The sequence below is a fragment of the Nocardioides anomalus genome (genome assembly GCF_011046535.1).
GTDB lineage: Bacteria > Actinomycetota > Actinomycetes > Propionibacteriales > Nocardioidaceae > Nocardioides > Nocardioides anomalus.
On sequence record NZ_CP049257.1, the window covers coordinates 3,539,982 to 3,559,402 of the forward strand.

At 70.1% G+C, this 19,421-nt stretch carries 11 protein-coding genes; 8 read left to right on the plus strand and 3 right to left on the minus strand.

Annotated features, from left to right (window positions below; all coding sequences use genetic code 11):
* Positions 1-90 precede the first annotated feature (90 nt).
* From G5V58_RS17850 to G5V58_RS17880, 7 genes are all read left to right on the plus strand, one after another.
* Positions 91-1,476 (plus strand): hypothetical protein, encoded by a 1,386-nt coding sequence (locus G5V58_RS17850; RefSeq protein WP_165235723.1) that lies wholly within the window; start codon positions 91-93, stop codon positions 1,474-1,476.
* The gene (locus tag G5V58_RS17855; RefSeq protein ID WP_165235725.1) at positions 1,473-2,252 is read left to right on the plus strand and encodes a hypothetical protein; all 780 of its coding nucleotides are present in this window, start codon (positions 1,473-1,475) and stop codon (positions 2,250-2,252) included. Before G5V58_RS17850 ends, G5V58_RS17855 begins: the two co-directional genes overlap by 4 nt.
* Positions 2,203-2,772, plus strand: coding sequence for a hypothetical protein (locus tag G5V58_RS17860; RefSeq protein ID WP_165235727.1), 570 nt, complete (start codon positions 2,203-2,205; stop codon positions 2,770-2,772). Before G5V58_RS17855 ends, G5V58_RS17860 begins: the two co-directional genes overlap by 50 nt.
* Positions 2,769-3,638: a sulfotransferase family protein gene (locus G5V58_RS17865; protein WP_165235729.1), complete on the plus strand. Its 870-nt coding sequence runs from the start codon at positions 2,769-2,771 to the stop codon at positions 3,636-3,638. Before G5V58_RS17860 ends, G5V58_RS17865 begins: the two co-directional genes overlap by 4 nt.
* On the plus strand, positions 3,635-4,513 hold the full coding sequence (locus tag G5V58_RS17870) for a YveK family protein (RefSeq protein ID WP_165235731.1): 879 nt from the start codon (positions 3,635-3,637) through the stop codon (positions 4,511-4,513). Before G5V58_RS17865 ends, G5V58_RS17870 begins: the two co-directional genes overlap by 4 nt.
* A complete protein-coding gene (locus G5V58_RS17875) occupies positions 4,503-6,215 on the plus strand; it encodes a Wzz/FepE/Etk N-terminal domain-containing protein (protein WP_165235733.1) in 1,713 nt (570 codons plus the stop codon). Before G5V58_RS17870 ends, G5V58_RS17875 begins: the two co-directional genes overlap by 11 nt.
* Positions 6,216-6,289: 74 nt before the next feature.
* Positions 6,290-7,810 (plus strand): MATE family efflux transporter, encoded by a 1,521-nt coding sequence (locus G5V58_RS17880; protein WP_165235736.1) that lies wholly within the window; start codon positions 6,290-6,292, stop codon positions 7,808-7,810.
* A 6-nt stretch (positions 7,811-7,816) separates the two neighbouring features.
* Here G5V58_RS17880 and G5V58_RS17885 read toward each other — a convergent pair whose 3' ends face one another.
* The 3 genes from G5V58_RS17885 to G5V58_RS17895 all read right to left on the minus strand — a co-directional run bounded on the left by G5V58_RS17885 (position 7,817) and on the right by G5V58_RS17895 (position 16,067).
* On the minus strand, positions 7,817-9,025 hold the full coding sequence (locus G5V58_RS17885; protein WP_165235739.1) for a hypothetical protein: 1,209 nt from the start codon (positions 9,023-9,025) through the stop codon (positions 7,817-7,819).
* Between the two features lie 33 nt (positions 9,026-9,058).
* A complete protein-coding gene (locus tag G5V58_RS17890) occupies positions 9,059-10,336 on the minus strand; it encodes a hypothetical protein (RefSeq protein ID WP_165235742.1) in 1,278 nt (425 codons plus the stop codon).
* Between the two features lie 322 nt (positions 10,337-10,658).
* The gene (locus G5V58_RS17895; RefSeq protein ID WP_165235745.1) at positions 10,659-16,067 is read right to left on the minus strand and encodes a PKD domain-containing protein; all 5,409 of its coding nucleotides are present in this window, start codon (positions 16,065-16,067) and stop codon (positions 10,659-10,661) included.
* Positions 16,068-16,343: 276 nt separating this feature from the next.
* On the opposite strand from G5V58_RS17895, the gene G5V58_RS26090 reads away from it, so the two are divergent.
* Complete coding sequence (locus tag G5V58_RS26090; protein WP_165235748.1) at positions 16,344-17,849, plus strand: sulfite exporter TauE/SafE family protein; 1,506 nt, start codon at positions 16,344-16,346, stop codon at positions 17,847-17,849.
* The last annotated feature ends 1,572 nt before the right edge of the window (positions 17,850-19,421 follow it).

Below are 19,421 nucleotides of genomic sequence, written 5' to 3' on the forward strand. Positions count from 1 at the left end.
ACCCCGGTCGGGGCCGCTCACCTACCTAGCGTCTCACCCGACAGCGCCGCAGGGGTGGTGTCACGCCAGATCACGACGAGGGGACGCCTGATGACGATGCCGCTCGTCGTCGGCGCCGACCTGGCCACGGCGGACGGCGCCCGGACGCCTGGCCGTCCGCAACCCCGCTTTCTGAAGCCGGGCTGGCCGCTGGTGGTGCTCTTCGGCGGATTCCCGGTCTGGTGGGCGCTGGGCATGGCCCAGCTCATCTTCTTCGTGGCCGCAGCCGCGATGGCGGTCATCCTCTACCGTCGCGAGCAGCCGTTGCGGCTTCCCAAGGGCTCGGCGCTCTGGCTGCTCTTCATGGTGTGGATGCTCGCCGGCGTCCTGATGGTCCGCGCGCAGGCGCCGCAGACGGTGCCCGGCACCGGCGGCATGGGCCGGGTGGCTGGGTTCGCGGTCTGGGGCGGCTGGTACGTCTCGGTCACCATCGCCATGCTCTACGTCACGAACACCGCCCGCGAGCTGCCCACCCAGCGCGTCGTCCGACTGCTCGGCTGGATGTTCGTGGTGACTGCGAGCTTCGGCGTCCTGGCCGTCGTCACGCCCGAGCTCGAGTTCACCTCCCTCATGGAGCTGCTCCTCCCGAGGAGCCTCACGTCGACCTACTTCGTCAAGACCCTGATCCATCCCTCCTTGTCCTCGAGCGTCGACTTCCTGGGCTACGTCCAGCCCCGACCCACCGCACCGTTCCCCTATTCCAACGACTGGGGCAACAACGTCGCGCTCTACCTCCCGTACTTCATGCTGGCCTGCTTCGGCAGGGACGCCGGTCGACTGCGCAAGCTCGGCCCCGTCGTGCTCGTCGCGTCGATCTTCCCGATCGTCTTCTCACTCAACCGCGGACTCTGGATCGCTCTGGCCCTCGCCGCGGTGTACGCGGCGGTCCGGCTCGCGGTCAACGGACGCACGAAGGCCCTCTACGCGCTCGTCGCCGCCCTCGTCGTCGGTGGCATCCTGTTCGTGTCCTCTCCGCTCTACGACACGATCGTGCTCCGTGTCGAGACGCCGCACAGCAACGATCGCCGTGCCGGCACCGCGGAGACGGTCGTCGCGGTCACCGGCAGCGGCTCTCCGTTCGTCGGGTTCGGGACCACCAGGACGATGCAGGGCAGCTTCAGCTCACTCGCCGGCGGCGAGACCGCCGAATGCCACCAGTGCGCTCCACCACCCCTCGGCACGCAGGGGTTCATGTGGCGGCTGGTGCTCACCACCGGGTTCGTCGGGACGGCTCTCTGCCTCGCCTTCTTCGCCTACCACTTCCTGCGACGTGCTCGGGGGCCGGCTGCCCTCGACGTCACGACGTGCACCGTCCTGCTCTGCGCGGTGCTCTGCTTCCTGTTCTACGACTCGCTCGGCGCTGCGATGTTCACCGCGATGATGACCATCGGCCTCATGGCACGCTCCGACCTGCCCGCCGAGGAGGTGGCGGTGTGACCGTGACCCGGGCGACGCCTGCGACGAACACCGATCCGAGCGCGGAGTCACCCGGTGCGTCGGCGTCCTACGCCTCCGAGGTCGCGCGGCTGTTGTGGCCGGAGCCCTGGACGGCCCCGGTGGTCTCGCGGATCCGGCGACGACAGGGGGCGGCGCACGTCTCCAGCCGTGAGGCGTACGTGTTCCCCAGCACCCGGCGCCCCCGGGTCCTCGTGCCGGCCGACGTGCCTGCCTCGGCGGCCATGGTGAGGCGCCTCGGCGGCAGCTCGAGGGCGCTCGCGCCGGTGCGCGGCCTTCTCGAGCGGTCGGTCCGCTCGCGAGCCTTCGCCCTCACCGGCTGGCCGATGCTGCAGCAGAGCGTCGAGTCGGGCTCCGCCGACCGCGCCGACTCGATCGAGCGCCACCTCTCAGAACGCTTCGGCACCGACGTGCGCGTCGGCGTCATCCTCGGCACGCGTCGTGCCAACCAGAAGCCGGTGCTCCAGGTCTTCGACCTTTCCGGCGAGGTGTTGGGCTTCGCGAAGGTGGGGCACAACGAGCTCACGGCGGGGCTCGTGCGGCAGGAGGCACAGGTTCTCACCGACCTCAGTGCACGCCACCCCGTCTCCTTCGAGGCCCCCCCGTCTGGTCGGGCTCGACCTGTGGTCGGGGGTGCAGGTACTGGTCGTCACCGCTCTGCGAACCGAACCGCGCCGGGCCGTGGACGCGAGCACGCGACGCGCCGCCGTGCGGGAGCTGGCGCACCTGGCCGGCACGGAGGAGAAGGTCCTGGCTGAGAGCGCCTTCTGGGCGCGGCTGTCGGGCGGTGTGCAGCGGCTCGGCGACACCCGGCGAGGGCGGCGGCTCGCGGACGCGGCGGGCGCGGTCGAACGGGTCCACGGCGGCCAGGTGCTCGAGCTCGGCACGTGGCACGGCGACTGGGGTGGCTGGAACATGGGCATGGACGGGTCGGTCCTCCAGGTCTGGGACTGGGAGCGCTCGTCGACAGGCGTGCCGATCGGCTTCGACGCGGTGCACCACTCCGCGCAGGCTGTCCAACCGGGTCGCCGCGACGCTGCCCGCCGGGAGCGCGAGCTGTTGGACCAGGTGCCCGTCACGCTGCTCGACCTCGACGTCGAGCCGGCTCGCCACGCGGCGACGTTCGCCACCTACCTGCTGGAGATCGCGACTCGGTACGAGGACGCGCTGACGCACGGGCCCCTGGCTTCGCTCGAACGGCGCACCGACTGGATCCTCTCCCTGCTCGAGCAGCACCTCACGCACCCGTTCCAGCTCTCTCCTGGAGGACGACCATGACCGTTCGTGCCGCGATGCCCCTCGGCGTCAAGACCGTCGGACGCGCGGTCTCGGTCCGCGTGGGGTCCGCAACCGCCGGACGCCGCCAACTCCCCTCGTTCATCATGGTCGGCGCGCAGCGGGCCGGGACCACCTCGCTCTACCGCGCCCTGATGTCGCACCCGCTGGTGCACTCGGCCAACTTCCACAAGGGAGTCAACTACTTCGACATCAACTACCACCGCGACTTCTCGTGGTACCAGGGCCACTTCCCCACCGTCGCCGGGCTGCGGCGCGGGCCACGCCCGGTCGCCGGTGAGCCCGTCACCTTCGAGGCGAGTGGCTACTACATGTGGCACCCGTGCGCAGCCGAGCGACTGGCGCGACACCTGCCCGAGGTCAAGGTGCTCGCCATGCTGAGGGACCCGGTAGAGCGCGCGTACTCCGCCTGGAAGCACGAACAAGCCCGCGGCTTCGAGACCGAGTCCTTCGAGACCGCGCTCGGTCTGGAGGACGAACGCCTCCACGGTGAGGTCGCACGGATGGTGGCGGACCGTGACTACCGGAGCCATGCCCACCGTCATCAGGCCTACGTGCGTCGTGGCGAGTACGCCGAGCAGCTGCTCCGGCTGCAGGCGCACCTCTCCCCCGGACAAGTGCACGTCGTCGAGAGCGAGGCGTTCTTCGAGCACCCCGAGGACACCTATGCGGCCCTCCTGGACTTCCTGGGGTTGCCCGAGGTGCTCCCCGAGCGGTTCGACCGCTGGAACGGCCGCCCCAGCGCGCCGATGTCCGAGGCGACCCGTGAGCGTCTGCGGTCGCACTTCGACGACCACGACCGAGCGCTCGCCGGACTCCTCGGACGGGAGCCGGCATGGCGGCAGTGAGCACACCGGCGACGCTGCCGCTCTGGTCCGACTACACGCAGTTCGTGCGCAGGCACGCTGCGGTCTTCGGTGTGCTCATGCTCGTCGGAGTCCTTCTCGGCGGTGCGTGGTCGCTGCGCCAGACGGCGGTCTACTCGGCGACGACGTCGATCGAGCTGGCACCGGTCCCGAAGTACATCACCCTGTCCACCGGCGACCTGGTCGCTCCGGCGGTCACCATCGACACCGACGCGCAACTCGTGCTGACGCCTCGGGTGCTCGGTGCGATCAGCGACGTGCTGGGCATCGACCCGGACCGTGTGCGCAGCCACCTGTCCGTGACCGCCGCGCCGCTCAGTCGGGTCCTCTTCATCACGATCCAGGCATCGTCGCCGACGCTGGCCGCCCGCGCCGCTGACGCGGCAGCGAATCAGCTGATCGAGGTACGCGGACGCACGCTGGGCGCACTGCGCCAGGACCAGCTGCGCCAGCTGCGCTTCTTGGTCTCCTCGAAGGAGCGCGACCTGGCCCGGCAGCAGAGCATGCGGGTCGTCATCCCTGAGTCAGACGACATCTTCAACGAGGTCGTCGAGTTCCGCGCTGCCCTCGACGAGCTCCAGGACGCGCTGCAGGAGCCTGCCCGCGTGCTGCGCCCGGCCGCGGTGCCGGCCGCGGCCGACTACCGCAACACAGAGGTTCCGGTCGTCTCCGGTCTCATGCTCGGGATGTTGGCCGCGGTGCTCACGGGTGCCGCCCGCGATCGCTTCAGCCTGCTCCTCGACGTCCGGGCGCTGGCCCGGTCCCTGTCGAGACGCCGCCCCGACCTCCTCTCCACCTTGAGCCGACGCGCGACGCCGGTCGCCACCACCATCCGCGAGGACAATCATGTCGCCTGACCTCACCAGCCCGAGCAACGCCGGCCCCGGTTCGACCTCGACGGTGCGTGCCGTGCGGCACCACCTCCCGCTGGTGCTCGTGTGTCTCTTCCTCGGGGTCGTCGGTGGCTACCTCTACGCCGGGTCGCAGGTGCCGGTCTACACCAGCACGAGCCGGGTGCTGGTCGACCCGTCGGTAGGGAACCCGTACGTGCCCAGCCCCTCGTCCGTGCGGCAGGACGAGCTCGCGAGCCTGGAGACAGAGGCCCAGGTGGTGCGCTCCGAAGAAGTGCTGAGCGCGGTCTTGCCGCAGTTCCCTGGACTGAGCCTCGGCGCCCTGCAGCGCAACGTGCAGGTGGTCATCCCGCCGAACACCCAGGTGCTGGACATCACGTTCGCCTCCGAGCAGCAGAACCTGACCCAGCCGGTCGCGGACGCCGTGGCCAAGGCGTTCCTGGCGAACCGGGCACGTCGGTCGGACGAGGTCAACCAGACCCGGATCAGCCGGGTCGAGTCCCGCACCAACGCCGTCATGGAGGACCTGCGCCGGGCCACCGCGGATGCCCAGAGCGACAACGCCGCGACCGCGCTCTACAACGAGCAGCTGTCGGGGGCCCTGCGCAACGAGCTCGTCAGCCTCCGGGCTCAGCGCACGGCGCTGGAGAACAGCGAGTCGCCGACCGGGGATGTCATCGGTCCAGCCGGGGCGGGCAAGAGCGCTGAGGGGCTCACCGCGACCGTCGTCCCGCTCGGGGTCGCGCTGGTCGGGCTGGCCCTGGGGTGCCTGCTGGCCGTGCTGCTCGAGCGCAGCCGCGCTGTGGTCCGCTCCACCGCGGACGTCGCTGCCACCGGAGTGCCGGTCCTCGCAGCCGCTCCTGCGTCCGGGCTGCGCCGCCGCGACCGTCGGCGGAGCGAGTCCGAGGCCTTCGGCACCGCTGTCCGCCGGTTGCGGGCGGCCGTGCTGGAGCTCGAGCCGCGCCCGGACATCATCGCGGTCGCCCCGCCCGGGCCCACCAGCTCCGACGGCGAGGTCCCGGCCGCGATCGCGGAGTCGTTCGCCAAGGCCGGTCATCGGGTGGTGCTCGTGCGTACCGACGGAGGCGACAACCGGGACGGCGTCGACGTCGATGACCGCGGCCTGGCCCAGGCGCTGCTCTTCGAGCGCGTCGATGTCCGCGACCTGCTGCGGCCGAGCGTCGAGCCGCTGCTCTCCGTGCTCAGCGACGGGGGCTTCGATGCGCAGAGTCGCGAGCTCCTCGTCGCCGACCGCGTGCGCGCAGTCCTCTCACCCCTGGTCCGTGACGGCTACCTGATCGTGATCCAGGCACCGGGTGTGGACAGCGCCGAGGGCGAGGCCTTCTTCGGTGCAGCCGACCTCGGCATCGTGGTGGTGCGACGCGGTCGGTCCCAGTCGCGGACCGTGCGGAACGCTGTCCAGGCTGTGCGTGGCAAGAGCGCGGAGGCCCTCGCTCTCGTGGTCGGAGCACGACCGGTGCAACGGGTCCGGACAGTCGAGACCGGATCGGTGACCACCCGTGAGGCCGCCCCGACGCTGCCCCTGGAGCAGCGTGACGCGGGCGGGGAGCAGACTCCTCCCCCGCAGCAGGGTGACGCAGGCGAGGAGAAGATCCCTGCCTCAGCGAAGCGTGACTCAGGCGAGGAGAAGACCCCTGCCTCAGCGAAGCGTGACGCGGGCGAGGAGAAGGCCCGCACGCGCCGGTGACCACAGCCGTCTCCACGTCCGACCCCCACCGGGCTCACCTGCAGCGGCTCGCCCGGCGCGGGAGCGCGAGCGTCGTGGGTGCCGCCTTCAGCGCGGTCTCCGGCATCGCCCTCGTCGTCATCGTCACGAACGGGTTCAGCGCCTCGCTCGCCGGCACCTTGTTCGCCGCGACGTCGACCTTCCTCATCCTCGAGTCGTTCGCGCTGCTCGGCACCGACACCGGCCTGGTCAAGTGCCTTCCCGCACAGCTCGCGTCCGGACGCGCTGGCGACATCCGGCGAACCCTGGTCGTCTCAGCGGTGCCGGTGCTCGGGTTGGCGCTGAGTCTGTCCGTTGCGGTGTACGCCGCCGCTCCCGCCGTCGCACCGCACCTGACGGGTGACGGCGCCGCAGCGTGGATGACGACCATGCTGCGCGCCCTCGCGCTCGTCATGCCTGTCGCTGCCCTGCACGACCTCGTGATGGCCGCGACTCGCGGAACGGGTTCGATGCGCCCCACCGTGATCGTCGACAACATCGGCAGGCTCGGGCTCCAGGCGGTCGCCGTCCTGGTGGTCTTCCTGGCGGACGGGGGGCCGCTCGCGCTGGCGCTGGCATGGTCCCTGCCGTACGCCGTCGGGTTCCTCGCCGGCGTGGCCTGGCTCCACCGCCAGCTCGTCAGACGCACGAGCAGTGGCCTCGAGGCCGAGCACGAGGCGACGCCCTGGGGGTCGGTCGCCCGGGAGTTCTGGACCTACACCGCACCGCGAGCGATCGCTCGGGTGACTCAGACGGCCCTTAAGCGATCCGACATCGTCCTGGTCGCCGCCCTGGCCTCACCTGCCGAGGCAGCCCTCTACACCGCAGCGACTCGCTTCATCGTGGTGGGTCAGCTGTTCGTGCAGTCGGTCCAGCAGGCCTTGTCCCCCCAGATCGCCGCGCTCTTCGCACGGGGCGAGGTGCGTGCGGCCAACTCGGTCTACCAGGCGGCGACGCTGTGGAGCGTCATCGCCGCCTGGCCGCTCTACCTCGTGCTTGCAGGCTTCGCCCCTTCGGTCATGGGCGTCTTCGGAGGCGATTACCACGTCGCTTCGGACGTCGTGGTCATCCTCGCGTTGACCATGTTGTTGGCGACCGCATGCGGTTCGGTCGACGCAGTGCTGTTGATGGCGGGACGGAGCTGGGTGAGTCTGCGCAACGCGTCGGTTGCGCTCGCCGTCAACGTGGCACTGAACCTCGTCCTCATCCCCGCTCAAGGGATACGCGGAGCAGCGATCTCGTGGTCGGCGGCGATCGTCGTCCGCAACCTGTTGCCGTTGCTCATCGTGCGTCGACAGATGGGCATGTGGCCCGTGACCACCGCAGCGGTCAGGGTTGCCGCGGTCGCACTGGCCTGCTTCGGTGCCGCGGACGTCGTCGGAGTCCTGACGGACCTGCCCCGAGCGTTGGACCTCGGCCTCGTCGGGCTCGCGGCGGCGGTGTACCTGCGGGTGGTGTGGTCCTGGCGCGAGGCGTTGTCCCTCGACACCTTCGCCTCGGCGGTTCGTCGCCGCAGCAACCAGCACCGTTCGGACAGGCCCGAGGTGACCCGTTCCGAGGCCCTGGGTGGGCAGTGAGATCGCTCAGGCGATCCGCAGGTCCCGCCTCCGAGGGTCGGCGAGAGTCTGGCGGAACGCCGAGAGCCGATCACCGGTGAGCACGGTCGCGAAGTCGAGGTTCTGGTTCCACAGGCAGCCGAACCACACGTTCGGCGTCGTGAACAGCGCGTCGCCTGCGGCGAGGATGGTCGCCCCGCTCTGCCCGTTGTACTCACCCACCCCCAGCGGCAGGTCGAAACCGCGTGAGGTCACGAAAGCGGACATCTTGCGGATGGCGTCGGCCGGTTTGAAGGCGCTCGGATTGGTCGCCGTGCCGGTCTCGTAGGTGTCGATGCCGAACCAGTCCCAGGTCCGGAAGAGGTCATCGGGAGCGTACGACGCGAAGGTCGTCGTCTGCCGGTCGAGCAGCCACCCGTTGAGGATGGGCCCGACCTTGACCTCACCGCGTCTGAAGATGGGCAGCAGCCGCCGGCTCAATGCGGCGTACTGCGCACCGGAGATGTCGGGGTACGGCTCGTGCCAGACGGTCACCGCCGTCGGCAGTCCGTAGGACGCCAGCTTGGTGGCCGCCTGCTCGGCGGCGGCGTCGAAGCGACCACTGGCCGCTCCTGCTGCGTCGCCGCCGACCTTGTAGGAGATCACCGGCAGCATGCCGTCGGCGTGGGCCCGCTCGACGAGGTCGAGCTGGCTGTTGGCACCGGCCGAGAGGTCGGCGAAGATCCGGCGCGCGGCCAGCCCGGCGCCGACCTCGCGGACTCGCAGGTCCCACTCGTCGGCCGGCGCGTTCATCCCGATGAGCGCACCGCTGCCGAAGCCGTTGACCTGCTGGCCGGAGATCTCGTAGTGCACCTGGTAGCGGTAGCGCCGGTTGTGGACGACTCGTCCGTCGTCCCACATCGCCGCCACCGTGACGGTGCCGCGGCCTGTCTCGTCGGCCCTGGCGGTGTAGATCCTGTGCTTTCCGGAGTCAGGCCTGCGGGTCCACGTGCGACCGGAGGAGTCCCTCACGCTGATCCTCCGTCCGCGTGGGAGGTTGTCCCGGACCGTCAGGGTCATCCTCTCGCCCCGCCGGTACGTCACCTTGTCGAGCCGGGCGCGGACGCGCTTCTTGAGCTCCTCAGCACGCGCCGCTCCCGCGACCGACAGGTCGCCCCCCAGGGCAGCCGCACCAAGAGCTGTGGCTCCGGCTACGCCACCGAGTCGGAGGGCATCACGGCGGGTGAAGGGCGTCATGAGGTCGGGTGAACCTTTCCGAAGAGGAATTCGCTAGGAGCTCGAACCCGCCTTGCGCGGCGCGGCACAACGGGGGTCGGTGAGCGTCTGCCGGAACGCGGCCAAGCGGTCGCCGTCCAAGGTCGACCCCAGGCCCCCCGTGTTGTTCCAGACACAACCGAACCAGACATTGGGGGTGCTGAGCAACATCTCACCCATCTCGGCGAGGGTCGCGGCGCTGAAGCCGTTGTACTCCCCGACCCCGATCGGGAGGTCCGAACCGTTCGAACGGATGAAGTTCCGCAGCAGGGGGATCCGGCTCGCCGGCTTGGTGGCACCGTCCTCGTAGGTGTCGATGCCGACCCAGTCCCAGAGCGCGAACATCTCCCTCGGCGCGAACTGCGCGAACTCCGCGAGCCGGTTGTTGAGCAACCAGCCGTTGAGGATGGGTCCGACCCTGAGCGCACCCCGCTTGAACTGAGGCAACAGCTGCTTGCTCGCCGCGACGTAGTCGGCTCCGGACATGTCCTTGTAAGGCTCGTGCCAGAACGTCACCGCAGTCGGCAGGCCGTAGGAAGCGAGCCTGGCCGCCGCCTCTGCAGCAACGCCGTTGTAGCGTCCCGCGACCGCCCCGGCGACATCACCTCCAACCTTGTACGAGATCACCGGGAGCAGCCCGGCTGCGTGCGCCTGCTCGACCAGCTTCATCTGGTGCCCTGGCCCGGCAGACAGATCGGCGAAGATCCGCCGCGCGCCGAGGCCGGGCCCCACCTCACGGGCCCGCATGTCCCACTCGCTCGGCGGCGCGTTCATCCCGATGAGGGCGCCTGCGGCGGTGGGCGGCGGGTTCGGGACGGGTGTCGGGTCCTGGGTCGGGTCCTGGGTCGGGTCCTGGGTCGGGTCCTGCGTCGGGTCCTGGGTCGGCCTCGGGTCCGGGGTCGGGTTCGGCGTGGGGTCCGGCGTCGGAGTCGGCGTCGGAGTCGGGGTCGGGTGCGTCGGCGGCTTGGGCCCACGAGGCGGCTTGGTACCCCACTCCGGCGGGCGGCGCGGGCCTGGCCGCCACCTGGACCCGGGGGCGGCAGCAGCAGCAGCGCCGCCACCGAGACCCACCACGGCGGCTGCGGCAGCGGCGATCACGGCGCGGCGGCCGAATCGGGCAGAGTCGACGTCGTGGACCGTGGCGACGCACTCGTCGCGTCCTCCGGCCGCCAGCTGCGTCGGGGCGGGTCGCGAGTGCCGCCCGACCGCGCGCACAGCGGCCTCGGCGAGGTGCACGTCGTCGATCAGGCTGGTCTCGAGGCGGTGCTTCGGCTCGTACTGGGGGTGGGACACGGGGGTACCTCCGTCGGGGGCGGGGGACGTGTAGGGCTGCGTCAGGGCGCGCCCCGATCGCCGGGTCGCGCGCCCCGGTCTCCCCGAGCCAGACCTCCCGAGAGTGGCCGATCCACGGCCCTCGTTGCAGCGGAACGAGCACGATTCGTCCGTTCCGGCCGACTTCGGACAACCTCGCCACGCCCGTCGCCGGACTCGCTACCATCCGCGCGACACGACAGCCGTCACGGACCCGTCGCGCGTGGCTGCACACGCGCAAGGACCGGCCCGCTCGATTCCTCGAGCGGGCCGGTCCTGTGAGTGGTGCAGTCGTGCCTCTCGGCTAGGCCACCGTGACCTGGCGGGTCACCGTGGTCGTCCTCCCCCAGTTGTCGGTCACCGTCAACGTGATGGTGTAGCCACCAGCCGCCGCGTAGAGGTGGGCCGCCGGGCTCGCTCCGGTCGAGACCGCCGTCCCGTCGCCCCAGTTCCACGAGTAGCTGCGGATGCCGCCGTCGGCATCGCTGGTGCCGGTGCTGTTGACCGCGCAACTGCGCGCGTTGCACGTGGTGGTGAAGGTCGCCGTCGGGGGGTTGTTGCCCGCGGGCTCGGCGAGCGTGGTCACCGCGAAGGTCACCGGGTCACTGGCCCGTCCCCACTTGTCCAGCACCGTGAGGGTGACGGTGTAGGTGCCAGCCGTGTTGTACACGTGCGACTGGCTCGCCGTCGTTCCCGTGGTGTCGGGAGTTCCGTCGTCCCACCTCCACACGTAGTTGCGGACACCGTCACCAGCCGCAGTGTCGGGGTCGCTGCTCCCCACGCCGCTCATCGCGCACGTGGTGAAGGTGGTGCAGCTTCCCGAGGCGATCACCGCGGTCGGCTTCGTGTTGGTCACCGGCTCTGTGATGTTCACCGTCTGGGTCGAGCTGGCTGCCTTGCCCCAGACATCGGTCACCGTGAGGGTCACCGCGTAGCTGCCCGGAGTGTTGTAGGTGCGCGATGGAGCCGTCGACGTGCTGGTCCCACCGTCACCGAAGCTCCACGCGTACCGCAGCGCATCGCCCTGGGCGTCCGTCGTGCCAGCACTGTTGAACTGACAGGTCGTGAACGACGTGCAGCTCGCGGTGAAGGTGACGCTGGGTGCCGTGTTGCCCGCCGGCTCGGTGAGGCTGACCGCACGGGTCGTCGAGGCGGCCTTGCCCCAGCCGTCGGTGGTCGTCAGCGTGATCGTGTAGCTCCCGGACGCCGCATAGACGTGCGCGGCCGGCGAGGCTCCGGTGCTCGGCGTCGTCCCGTCCCCCCAGTTCCACGAGTAGGTGATCGTGTCACCGGCATTCGGGTCCACCGTGCCCTGGCTGCTCACCGAGCAGGTGAGGCCTTGGCAGCTCTGCACGAAGGTGGGGGCCGGAGCGGAGTTCCCTGTGGGCTCGGCGATCGTCACGTTCTGCGGCGCCGAGGCGACCGACACCTGCCACTCGTCCTTGACCGTCAGGGTCACGGGGAAGGTGCCGGGAGCGGTGAAGGTCTTCGTCGGCAGCGGTCCCGAGGCCGAGCCCTGCGTCCCGAAGCTCCACGAGTAGGTCAGCGAGGTCGGGTTCTCGTCGGTCGAGGCCCGGCCGTCGAACTCGCACACGTTCTGGTTGCAGGTGTAGGTGAAGCTCGGCACCGGAGGGCTGTTCGTCGGCTGGTTGACGACGACGCCGTCCGAGATCTTCTCGGTGCCCACCTGGTTGTGCACGTCGACCGGGCGGACTCGGACCGAGTAGGTCCCCGCCGGGATCACGGGCGTGGTGTAGGAGTAGTTCGAACCAGTGCTCCCGGGGCTGTTGAGGAACGCCGTGCGGTAGCTCGCCGCGGTGCTGGTGAAGGTCCCGTTGGAGCCCATCCACTGCCCGGCGCTGTTGACGACCCCGACCTGGACGCTGGCGATGCTGGCGCTGTTGTCCGGAGCGTCCTCCGCCCGGCCGTTGACCACGATCTTGCCGTCGTTGAAGACGGCGCCGGCCCCGGGCTGCGCGAGGGTCTCGTTGAGGGTCGGCGGGCCGTCGTTCGGGTAGACCGCGTAGCTCGCGGTGGCGGCGCTCGGGTCCTGCTGGTTGCGGGTGTCGTAGGCCAGCGCGGTGAACCGCCAGTCACCCCCGGTGGGCAACGTGATCGACGGCAGTGACCAGGTGGTCGCGGTGCCGTTCGGCGTGCCGAGCGTGGCGTCACGCCAGGCGACCGTCGTGCTCATGGTGCCGTTGGCCTGCAGGTAGCGGCCGCTCTCGCGGTCCTGGAGCGACACCTTCACGCTGGTCACACCGATGTCGTCGGTGGCCGCACCGGAGAGGGCGATCGTGAGTGACTTGTCGGTCGGGGCGGTGAAGGCCATCGTCGCGTTCGGCGCGAGGTCTCCGGCGTACTGAGCGTTCACCGTCAGCCGACCCTGGTTCGTCGACGAGGTGGTGAGCTCCTCGTCGTCGTTGGCGCGAACCGTGAACGAGTACGTGCCCGGCGTCAGGTTGAAGGGCGTGGTGTAGGTCCAGTTGTAGTTGGACCCGTTGATGTCGACGGGTGAGATGCGGCACTGGCCGGCCTGGATGCCCGAACCCCACGTGCAGTCGCTTCCCAGGGCCTCTCCGGTGCTGGTGTTGCGCAGGGAGATCTGCACGTCGCGCAACCCCTCATCGTCCGAGGCGGTGCCGGAGAACGTCATGCGCCCACCCGGCTCGACCGTGACCGCAGGCACCGCGAACGGTGGCGTCATCGGAGCCGGCTGCTCGATGGTGACCGAGGGGGCCACGGCGTTCGGGTCGATCCGCCACGTGCGGGTGGCTGCTCGGAGATCGGACTGGCCTGCGGTGTCCACGGCGTTGGCGCCGACCATCCACTCGCCGTCGTGCGGGAGCGTGACGTCGTAGGACCACGTTGCGCTGGTGGCGCCGATGACGTCGGGCTGGCCGCGGAAGGAGTTGTAGATGTCGTCGACGGTGCCGTCGCTCTGCAGGTAGCGACCCTGAGCATCACGGAAGTAGAACGTGATCGAGTTGATGCCCTTGTCGTCGGTCGCCGTCCCGGTGATGGTGAAGGTCGACGACGTCAGGATGCTGTTGCTCGGTCCTGTGATGGCGGTGCTCGGCGTCTGGTCGTCGATGCTGAACGACTCGAACTTCTTGGTCGCCGACGTGCTGTCCCCCGTGCCTCCGGTGGCTGCGGTGAACGCCTGCGCCGTGACGATGAGGTTCCGGTTGGAGGAGATGGTCGCCGGGATGCTCCAGGTGCGAGTGGTTCCCGTGCCCGAGAGCGTGGCGTTCAGGGTGTTGCTGGTGTTCCCGAACGTCGTGAACGCGGTGCCGTTGTCCTGCAGGTACTGACCGCTGTTGCGGTCACGGACCGACACCTGGACCCGACCGACCGAGCCGGTCGCGACCCGCGCCGTTCCGGTGATGTCGAAGGGGACGTTGTTGGTCACGACACGACCCTCGATCGGGGTCGTGATCGTGGTGTCGGGCAACGCAGCTGGGGAGACCACGCTGTTGAGGTCGTAGAACGCGACGCGCCCAGTGCGGACCCCACCCTGCTGCATGCCGTCACCACCGATGAACAGACCGCGGGACGTGGCCTCCATGGCCTTGTTGCCCTCGTAGGAGTTCGAGCCCTCGAGCGGGTTCCACTCGGCCGCCCGGCCGGTGGCGGGGTCGAGGGCCGCGAGGTGGTCTCGCCGGACGACCGCGTCGCCCAGTCCGTAGCCGGCAAGGCCCTGGCCCGTGCCGTAGCCCACGTTCTCCAGGCCCGGGTAGCAGGGCTCGGTCGGGCACGACTCCGGCGACTCCACGAACTGGAAGTGACCGCCGACGTACACCGCCTTCTCGGTGATCGCCACCGAGTAGATGCTGTCGAACTGACGCTCGATCCACACCGGCTGGACGTCGTCGTTCTGCAGGGAGGCCTGGTCGAGGTCGTACCGCACCGCGGTGTCGCTGATCGGCGGGGCGTCACCGCCCGAGCCGCTGGAGACCACGAAGTAGGAGTCATCAGGAGCGATGTCCGCGCAGCAGATGCGCGTGACGCCGCCGACCCGCGACAGGTTCTCGTCCCAGAGCCGGGCGCGCCACGGGAGGAGCTGCTTGCTGGCGGTGTCGATGATCGCCATCCCCAGCCGGTCCTGGCCGTCGACCTGTCGGCCGGTGTGGACGACGAGCAGCTTGCTGTTGTCGTGGGTCAGCTTGAGCTGCGGGACGCCGAGCTGGCCATTGGTGCCGATGCCGCCGGAGAGGTTGTTGTCGAACGCCGTGTCGACGACACCGGACGCGGCGTCGACGGCTGCGAGACCGGTCTTCTGGACACCGTTGATGCGGGTGAAGCGGCCGCCGACGTAGAGCGTGGAGTTGGTCGCCGCCAAGGACTGGACCTGGTTGTTGGTGCTGTTGGTGAAGCCGAACGTCGTCAACGGCGCACCTGTGGTCAGGTTGAGGCTGGCCACCTTCTGCTTGGCCACACCGTTGACGGTGTTGAACGATCCGGCCACGAAGAGCTTGGTCCCGTCAGGGCTGGCCTCGACCGCCGCGACACCGCCGTTGAAGGTGGGACGGAACTGCGCGTCGACCAGACCGGTCTGGTAGTTGTAGCTCGCGAGACCTGCCTGGTTGTACGTCGTGGTGTTCGTGCCGTTGTTGTTCTGGATCGACGTGAAGTTCCCGGCGATGAAGACACGGTTGAGCTGCGGGACGACCTCGATGTCCCAGATCTCGCCGGTGCTGATGCGCGGCATGTTGTTGCGGGGCACGTCGGGCACGAGCCGCGTGTGGCCCGGGACGGGCTGGGTCCCGCCGGTCGGCGCGCTGATGACCGGGCTCGCCGTGCGGGTGGCCGGCGCGGACGCCAGGCCCTGGTTGTCCGTGACGATCAGCGTGACGGTCTTGGCGCCGCCTGAGGTGTAGGTGTGCGTCGTCGTGACGCCGGTGCCGGTGGTGCCGTCACCGAAGTCCCAGGCGTACGACGCGATGCTCCCGGGCGGGGTGTCGCTCGACGCGGAGCCGTCCACCGTGCAGGTGGCTGTCGGGCAGCTGACAGCGAACGACGCCACGGGGGCCACGTTCGGGCTGGCGGCCTCGTCGGGCTGGAGCACGATGCTCCACATGGTCGCCTTGGCGGTGGAGCCGTCACTGGTCGCGGTCACGCCGGCGGCTGCTCCCGCGGTGGCGCCGACACCGGGGTCGGACGCGACAGCGGTGATCCGACCGGTCCCCGTGCCGACCGCAACGCTGCGGCGGGTCTGAGCGCTGGGGAGAGTCCAGGTCGTCGTGGTCGAGGACTTGTCGGCCCAGTACGACACGACGTAGGAGCCGGTGGCCGCGACGTTGGCGCCGGGGGTCGTGTGGGCGGCGCGGTTGGTGGTCTCGGCCGCCGAGGCGAAGGTCGCGACCGGGTCAGCACCGGTGCCGTCGTACGCGAGGAGGTTGAGTGTGCCCTTGACGGTCTGCGGGAAGGTCAGGGCCGCGTTGCGGCCGGCGTCGTTCGCCACCGCCACCTTGCTGTAGAACGACGTCTCGGTGTCGTTGCCGGAGAGCCGGCGGCCTTCGAGCGTCCACCCCGCCGGGGCGGTCGTGCCGGAGGACACCGCCACGTTGGTGGTGACGAACAGCAACAGCCCGTCGCCCTCACGGACTGACGAGGGGATCACGGCGCGGGCCGTCGTCTGGTTGAAGGCGACCTCCGCGGAAGCGCGGAACGTGATGACGTCCGCGGCGGTGGCCGGAGAGGCGGCCGCCACCCCGAGCACGGCAAGGAGGCACGCCACCAGGCTTCCGACTGCTGTCACCACCGCAGTGCTGAGCCCCTGGGACACCCGCGCTCGCGAACCGTTCATGCCTGCTCTCCCTCACATCGGCATGCGCCGAAACATCCGGGCCACGAACCTGTGGCCACAGTCCGCGAAAGTAGGGAGTGGGCAAGCGCCCGACCGGACGTCGCCGGAGGTATCACCGAAATCGGTGAGCGCCCGGCCGGCACGCCGTCGAGCCGCGGCTGTCGCCGTCCCATGGGGCTCGTGGACCACCTCCTGACCACCACCTTCGTCGCCGTGGTCGCCGCCGGCTTCTTCGTCGGCATCGTCGTCGGGTTGACCGGGATGGGCGGCGGCGCGTTGATGACGCCTGCGCTCATCTTCCTGGGTGTCGGGGACGCCGCGTCGGTGGTGACCGCCGACCTGACGGCCGCGGCCGTCTACAAGACCGGAGGGGCGGTCGTCCACAAGAGGGAGGGATCACCAGACCTCCGGCTGGCCGGGTGGCTCGTCCTCGGGTCAGTGCCGATGGCGCTGCTCGGTCCGCACCTCGTCTACTGGCTGGCGCCGCCCGGCGAGCTCGACGAGGTGCTGAAGATGTCGATCGGGGTGGCGCTGCTGTTCGCCGCGGTCACGTACGCGCTGCGGCTCTACCTCAACCTGCGAGTGATGCGCTCGGGCCGCCACACCGAGGACGACCACCCCGCGGTACGGCCACTGCCCACCGTGCTGGTCGGCGCACTGGGCGGTCTGCTCGTCGGAGTGACCAGCGTCGGTTCCGGCTCGGTGATCATGATCGCGCTGCTGTTGATCTACCCGGGCCTGTCGGCGATCCGCCTCGTCGGCACCGACCTGGTGCAGGCGGTTCCCCTGGTCTTCGCTGCCGCAGTCTCCAACATCGCCCTGCACGGGCTCGACTGGGCGATCCTCGTACCGCTCGTGCTCGGGTCGGTCCCGGGCACGGTTCTCGGGAGCACGATCGCGCCGCGCGTGCCGCAGTCGTTCGTCCGCCGTGGCATCGTGGTCGTGCTGACCATGTCGGGCGTGGCCCTGCTCGACAAGGCCGGGTGGGCACCCCTCGGCGCCGGCGAGGACGACACCCACCCGATGCTCGTCGCCGCCGTCGGGGTCGCCGTGCTCGTGCTGGTGCCGCTGGTGTGGGGCGTGCTGCGACGCTCGACCGGCCTGCCGGCCTTCGGCGCGTCGACGCCCGCCCAGGTCGAAGATCCTGCCTACCGCCCTGGCGGCTGGCGGGCCCCCCCGCCAGGAAGCGCTCAACAGGGTCGGCGCCCCGACTCCCCAATAGAGGGGACCGCAGGACCGGGACCGTCACACGGCGGTCGCACTGGTCTTGCCTTGACCGTAGAGGTGCCGCACGCCTGCGGTGCCTGTTCGGGCACCGGGACCACCGCGTGGCGGCGGTTCCGGGCGGAACCAAGGAGACCCCCGTGCGTCCACGCCGGCTACTCACGCTGCTCTCGGGAATCGCACTCGCCGTACCGACCGCGGTGCTCGTCGCACCCTCTGCCCAGGCCGCCGCCCCCGTCGCTGCAGCGGCGGCGGTCGCGGGGCCGACGGCCAGCCGCATGCCCGGCGAGGTGCCGACGACCAAGACACCGTGGGTGCGCGACGGAGAGGTCACCAAGATCGTCCAGGTCGGCGACAAGATGGTGGCCGGCGGGCTCTTCACGCAGGTGCAGGACCCGCGCAACGGCACGGCGTACAGCCGGCAGAACCTCTTCGTCTTCGACGCAGCGACCGGGTTGGTGAGCCAGACCTTCAACCCGACGGTGGACGGCCAGGTCCAGCAACTGCTGCCTGGACCGACGCCAGACACCGTCTACGTCGCGGGCGACTTCACGAAGATCAACGGCAAGGGCCCGAACCACCTCCAGCTGCTCAACGTCAACACCGGACAAGCCGTCACGTCGTTCAAGGCCCCCTCGACCAGCGGCGGCATCGAGACGATGGAGCTCCTGCCCGGCAACCGCCTGTTCATCGGTGGCTTCTTCACCAAGATCGCCGGCGCCAACCACGGCCAACTGGCCACGCTCAACGCCACCACGGGCGCGCTCGACCCCTTCATGGACCTCACGGTCGCCCAGAACCACAACACGGGGACCGGCGCGAAGGCGCCGATCGGACCACGTGAATCGGGGCTCACCCCCAGCGGCGACCGGATGGTCGTCGTCGGCAACTTCCGCACGGTGGACGGCCTGTCGCGCGACCAGATCGTGATGATCGACCTCTCCGGACCGACGGCCACGGTGTCGACGGACTGGTACACGACCGCCTACACGCCGATCTGTTCGCCGAACGCCTTCGACAGCTACATGCGCGACGTCGAGATGTCGCCCGACGGGTCCTTCTTCGTGGTGGCCACCACCGGCGGCCCGCACACCGGCACGCTGTGCGACACCGCAGCACGCTTCGAGACCTACGCGACGGGGACCTCCCTGACTCCCACCTGGACCAACACCTCGGGAGGCGACACGCTGTGGGGCGTCGAGGTGACCCAGGCCGCGGTCTACGTCGGCGGGCACAACCGCTGGATGAACAACCCCAGCGGATCGGACCGCGCCGCCCAGGGAGCAGTCCCGCGCCCCGGGCTCTCCGCGCTCGACCCGCAGTCCGGTGTCCCGCTGCGGTGGAACCCGGGCCGCAACCCACGCGGTGAGGCCGCCTACGAGATCTACGAGACCCAGACCGGCGTGTGGGTGCTGAGCGACACCGAGTTCATCGGCGACAACCTCTACCAGCGACCACGCATCGCCTTCTTCCCCTACTCCGAGGGCTACGACACCGCGCCGACCACCACCGGTGCGCTCCCGGGCAACGTCTACGTCGGCGCCCCGCTCTCCGCCTCCAACGTCCTGTACCGCGTCAACGCCGGCGGACCTGCCGTCGCGTCGGTGGACAGTGGACCGGACTGGTCCGCGGACAACACCACGACCAGCGCGTGGCACAACACGGGTAGCGCGACGGCGAGCCGGAGCGCTCTCACGTCCACGAGCCTGGTCAACGTGCCGGCCAGCACGCCGCTGGGGGTCTGGTCCTCGGAGCGGTACGACCCCTCCGGCGGCACCGACATGCAGTGGGCGTTCCCTGTGGCGGCCGGGTCGAGCGTCCAGGTGCGGCTCTACTTCGCGAGCCGCTCCACCTCGACGCGCCGCTTCAACGTGCTCGTCGACGGAGTCAGCAAGCTGGCCCTCTACGACCCCAACGTCGATCCCGGCGTCAACAAGGGAACCGTGAAGTCGTTCGACCTCACCAGCGACGGCACCGTCAACATCGACTTCACCCGGTCGATCGGTGACCCCGAGATCAATGCGGTCGAGATCG

Bases quoted from the DNA above. Each gene is read 5' to 3' on its own strand.
- G5V58_RS17850 (WP_165235723.1), top strand. From the start codon at position 91: ATGACGATGCCGCTCGTCGTCGGCGCCGACCTGGCCACGGCGGACGGC.
- G5V58_RS17865 (WP_165235729.1), top strand. From the start codon at position 2,769: ATGACCGTTCGTGCCGCGATGCCCCTCGGCGTCAAGACCGTCGGACGC.
- G5V58_RS17875 (WP_165235733.1), top strand. From the start codon at position 4,503: ATGTCGCCTGACCTCACCAGCCCGAGCAACGCCGGCCCCGGTTCGACC.
- G5V58_RS17885 (WP_165235739.1), bottom strand. From the start codon at position 9,025: ATGACGCCCTTCACCCGCCGTGATGCCCTCCGACTCGGTGGCGTAGCC.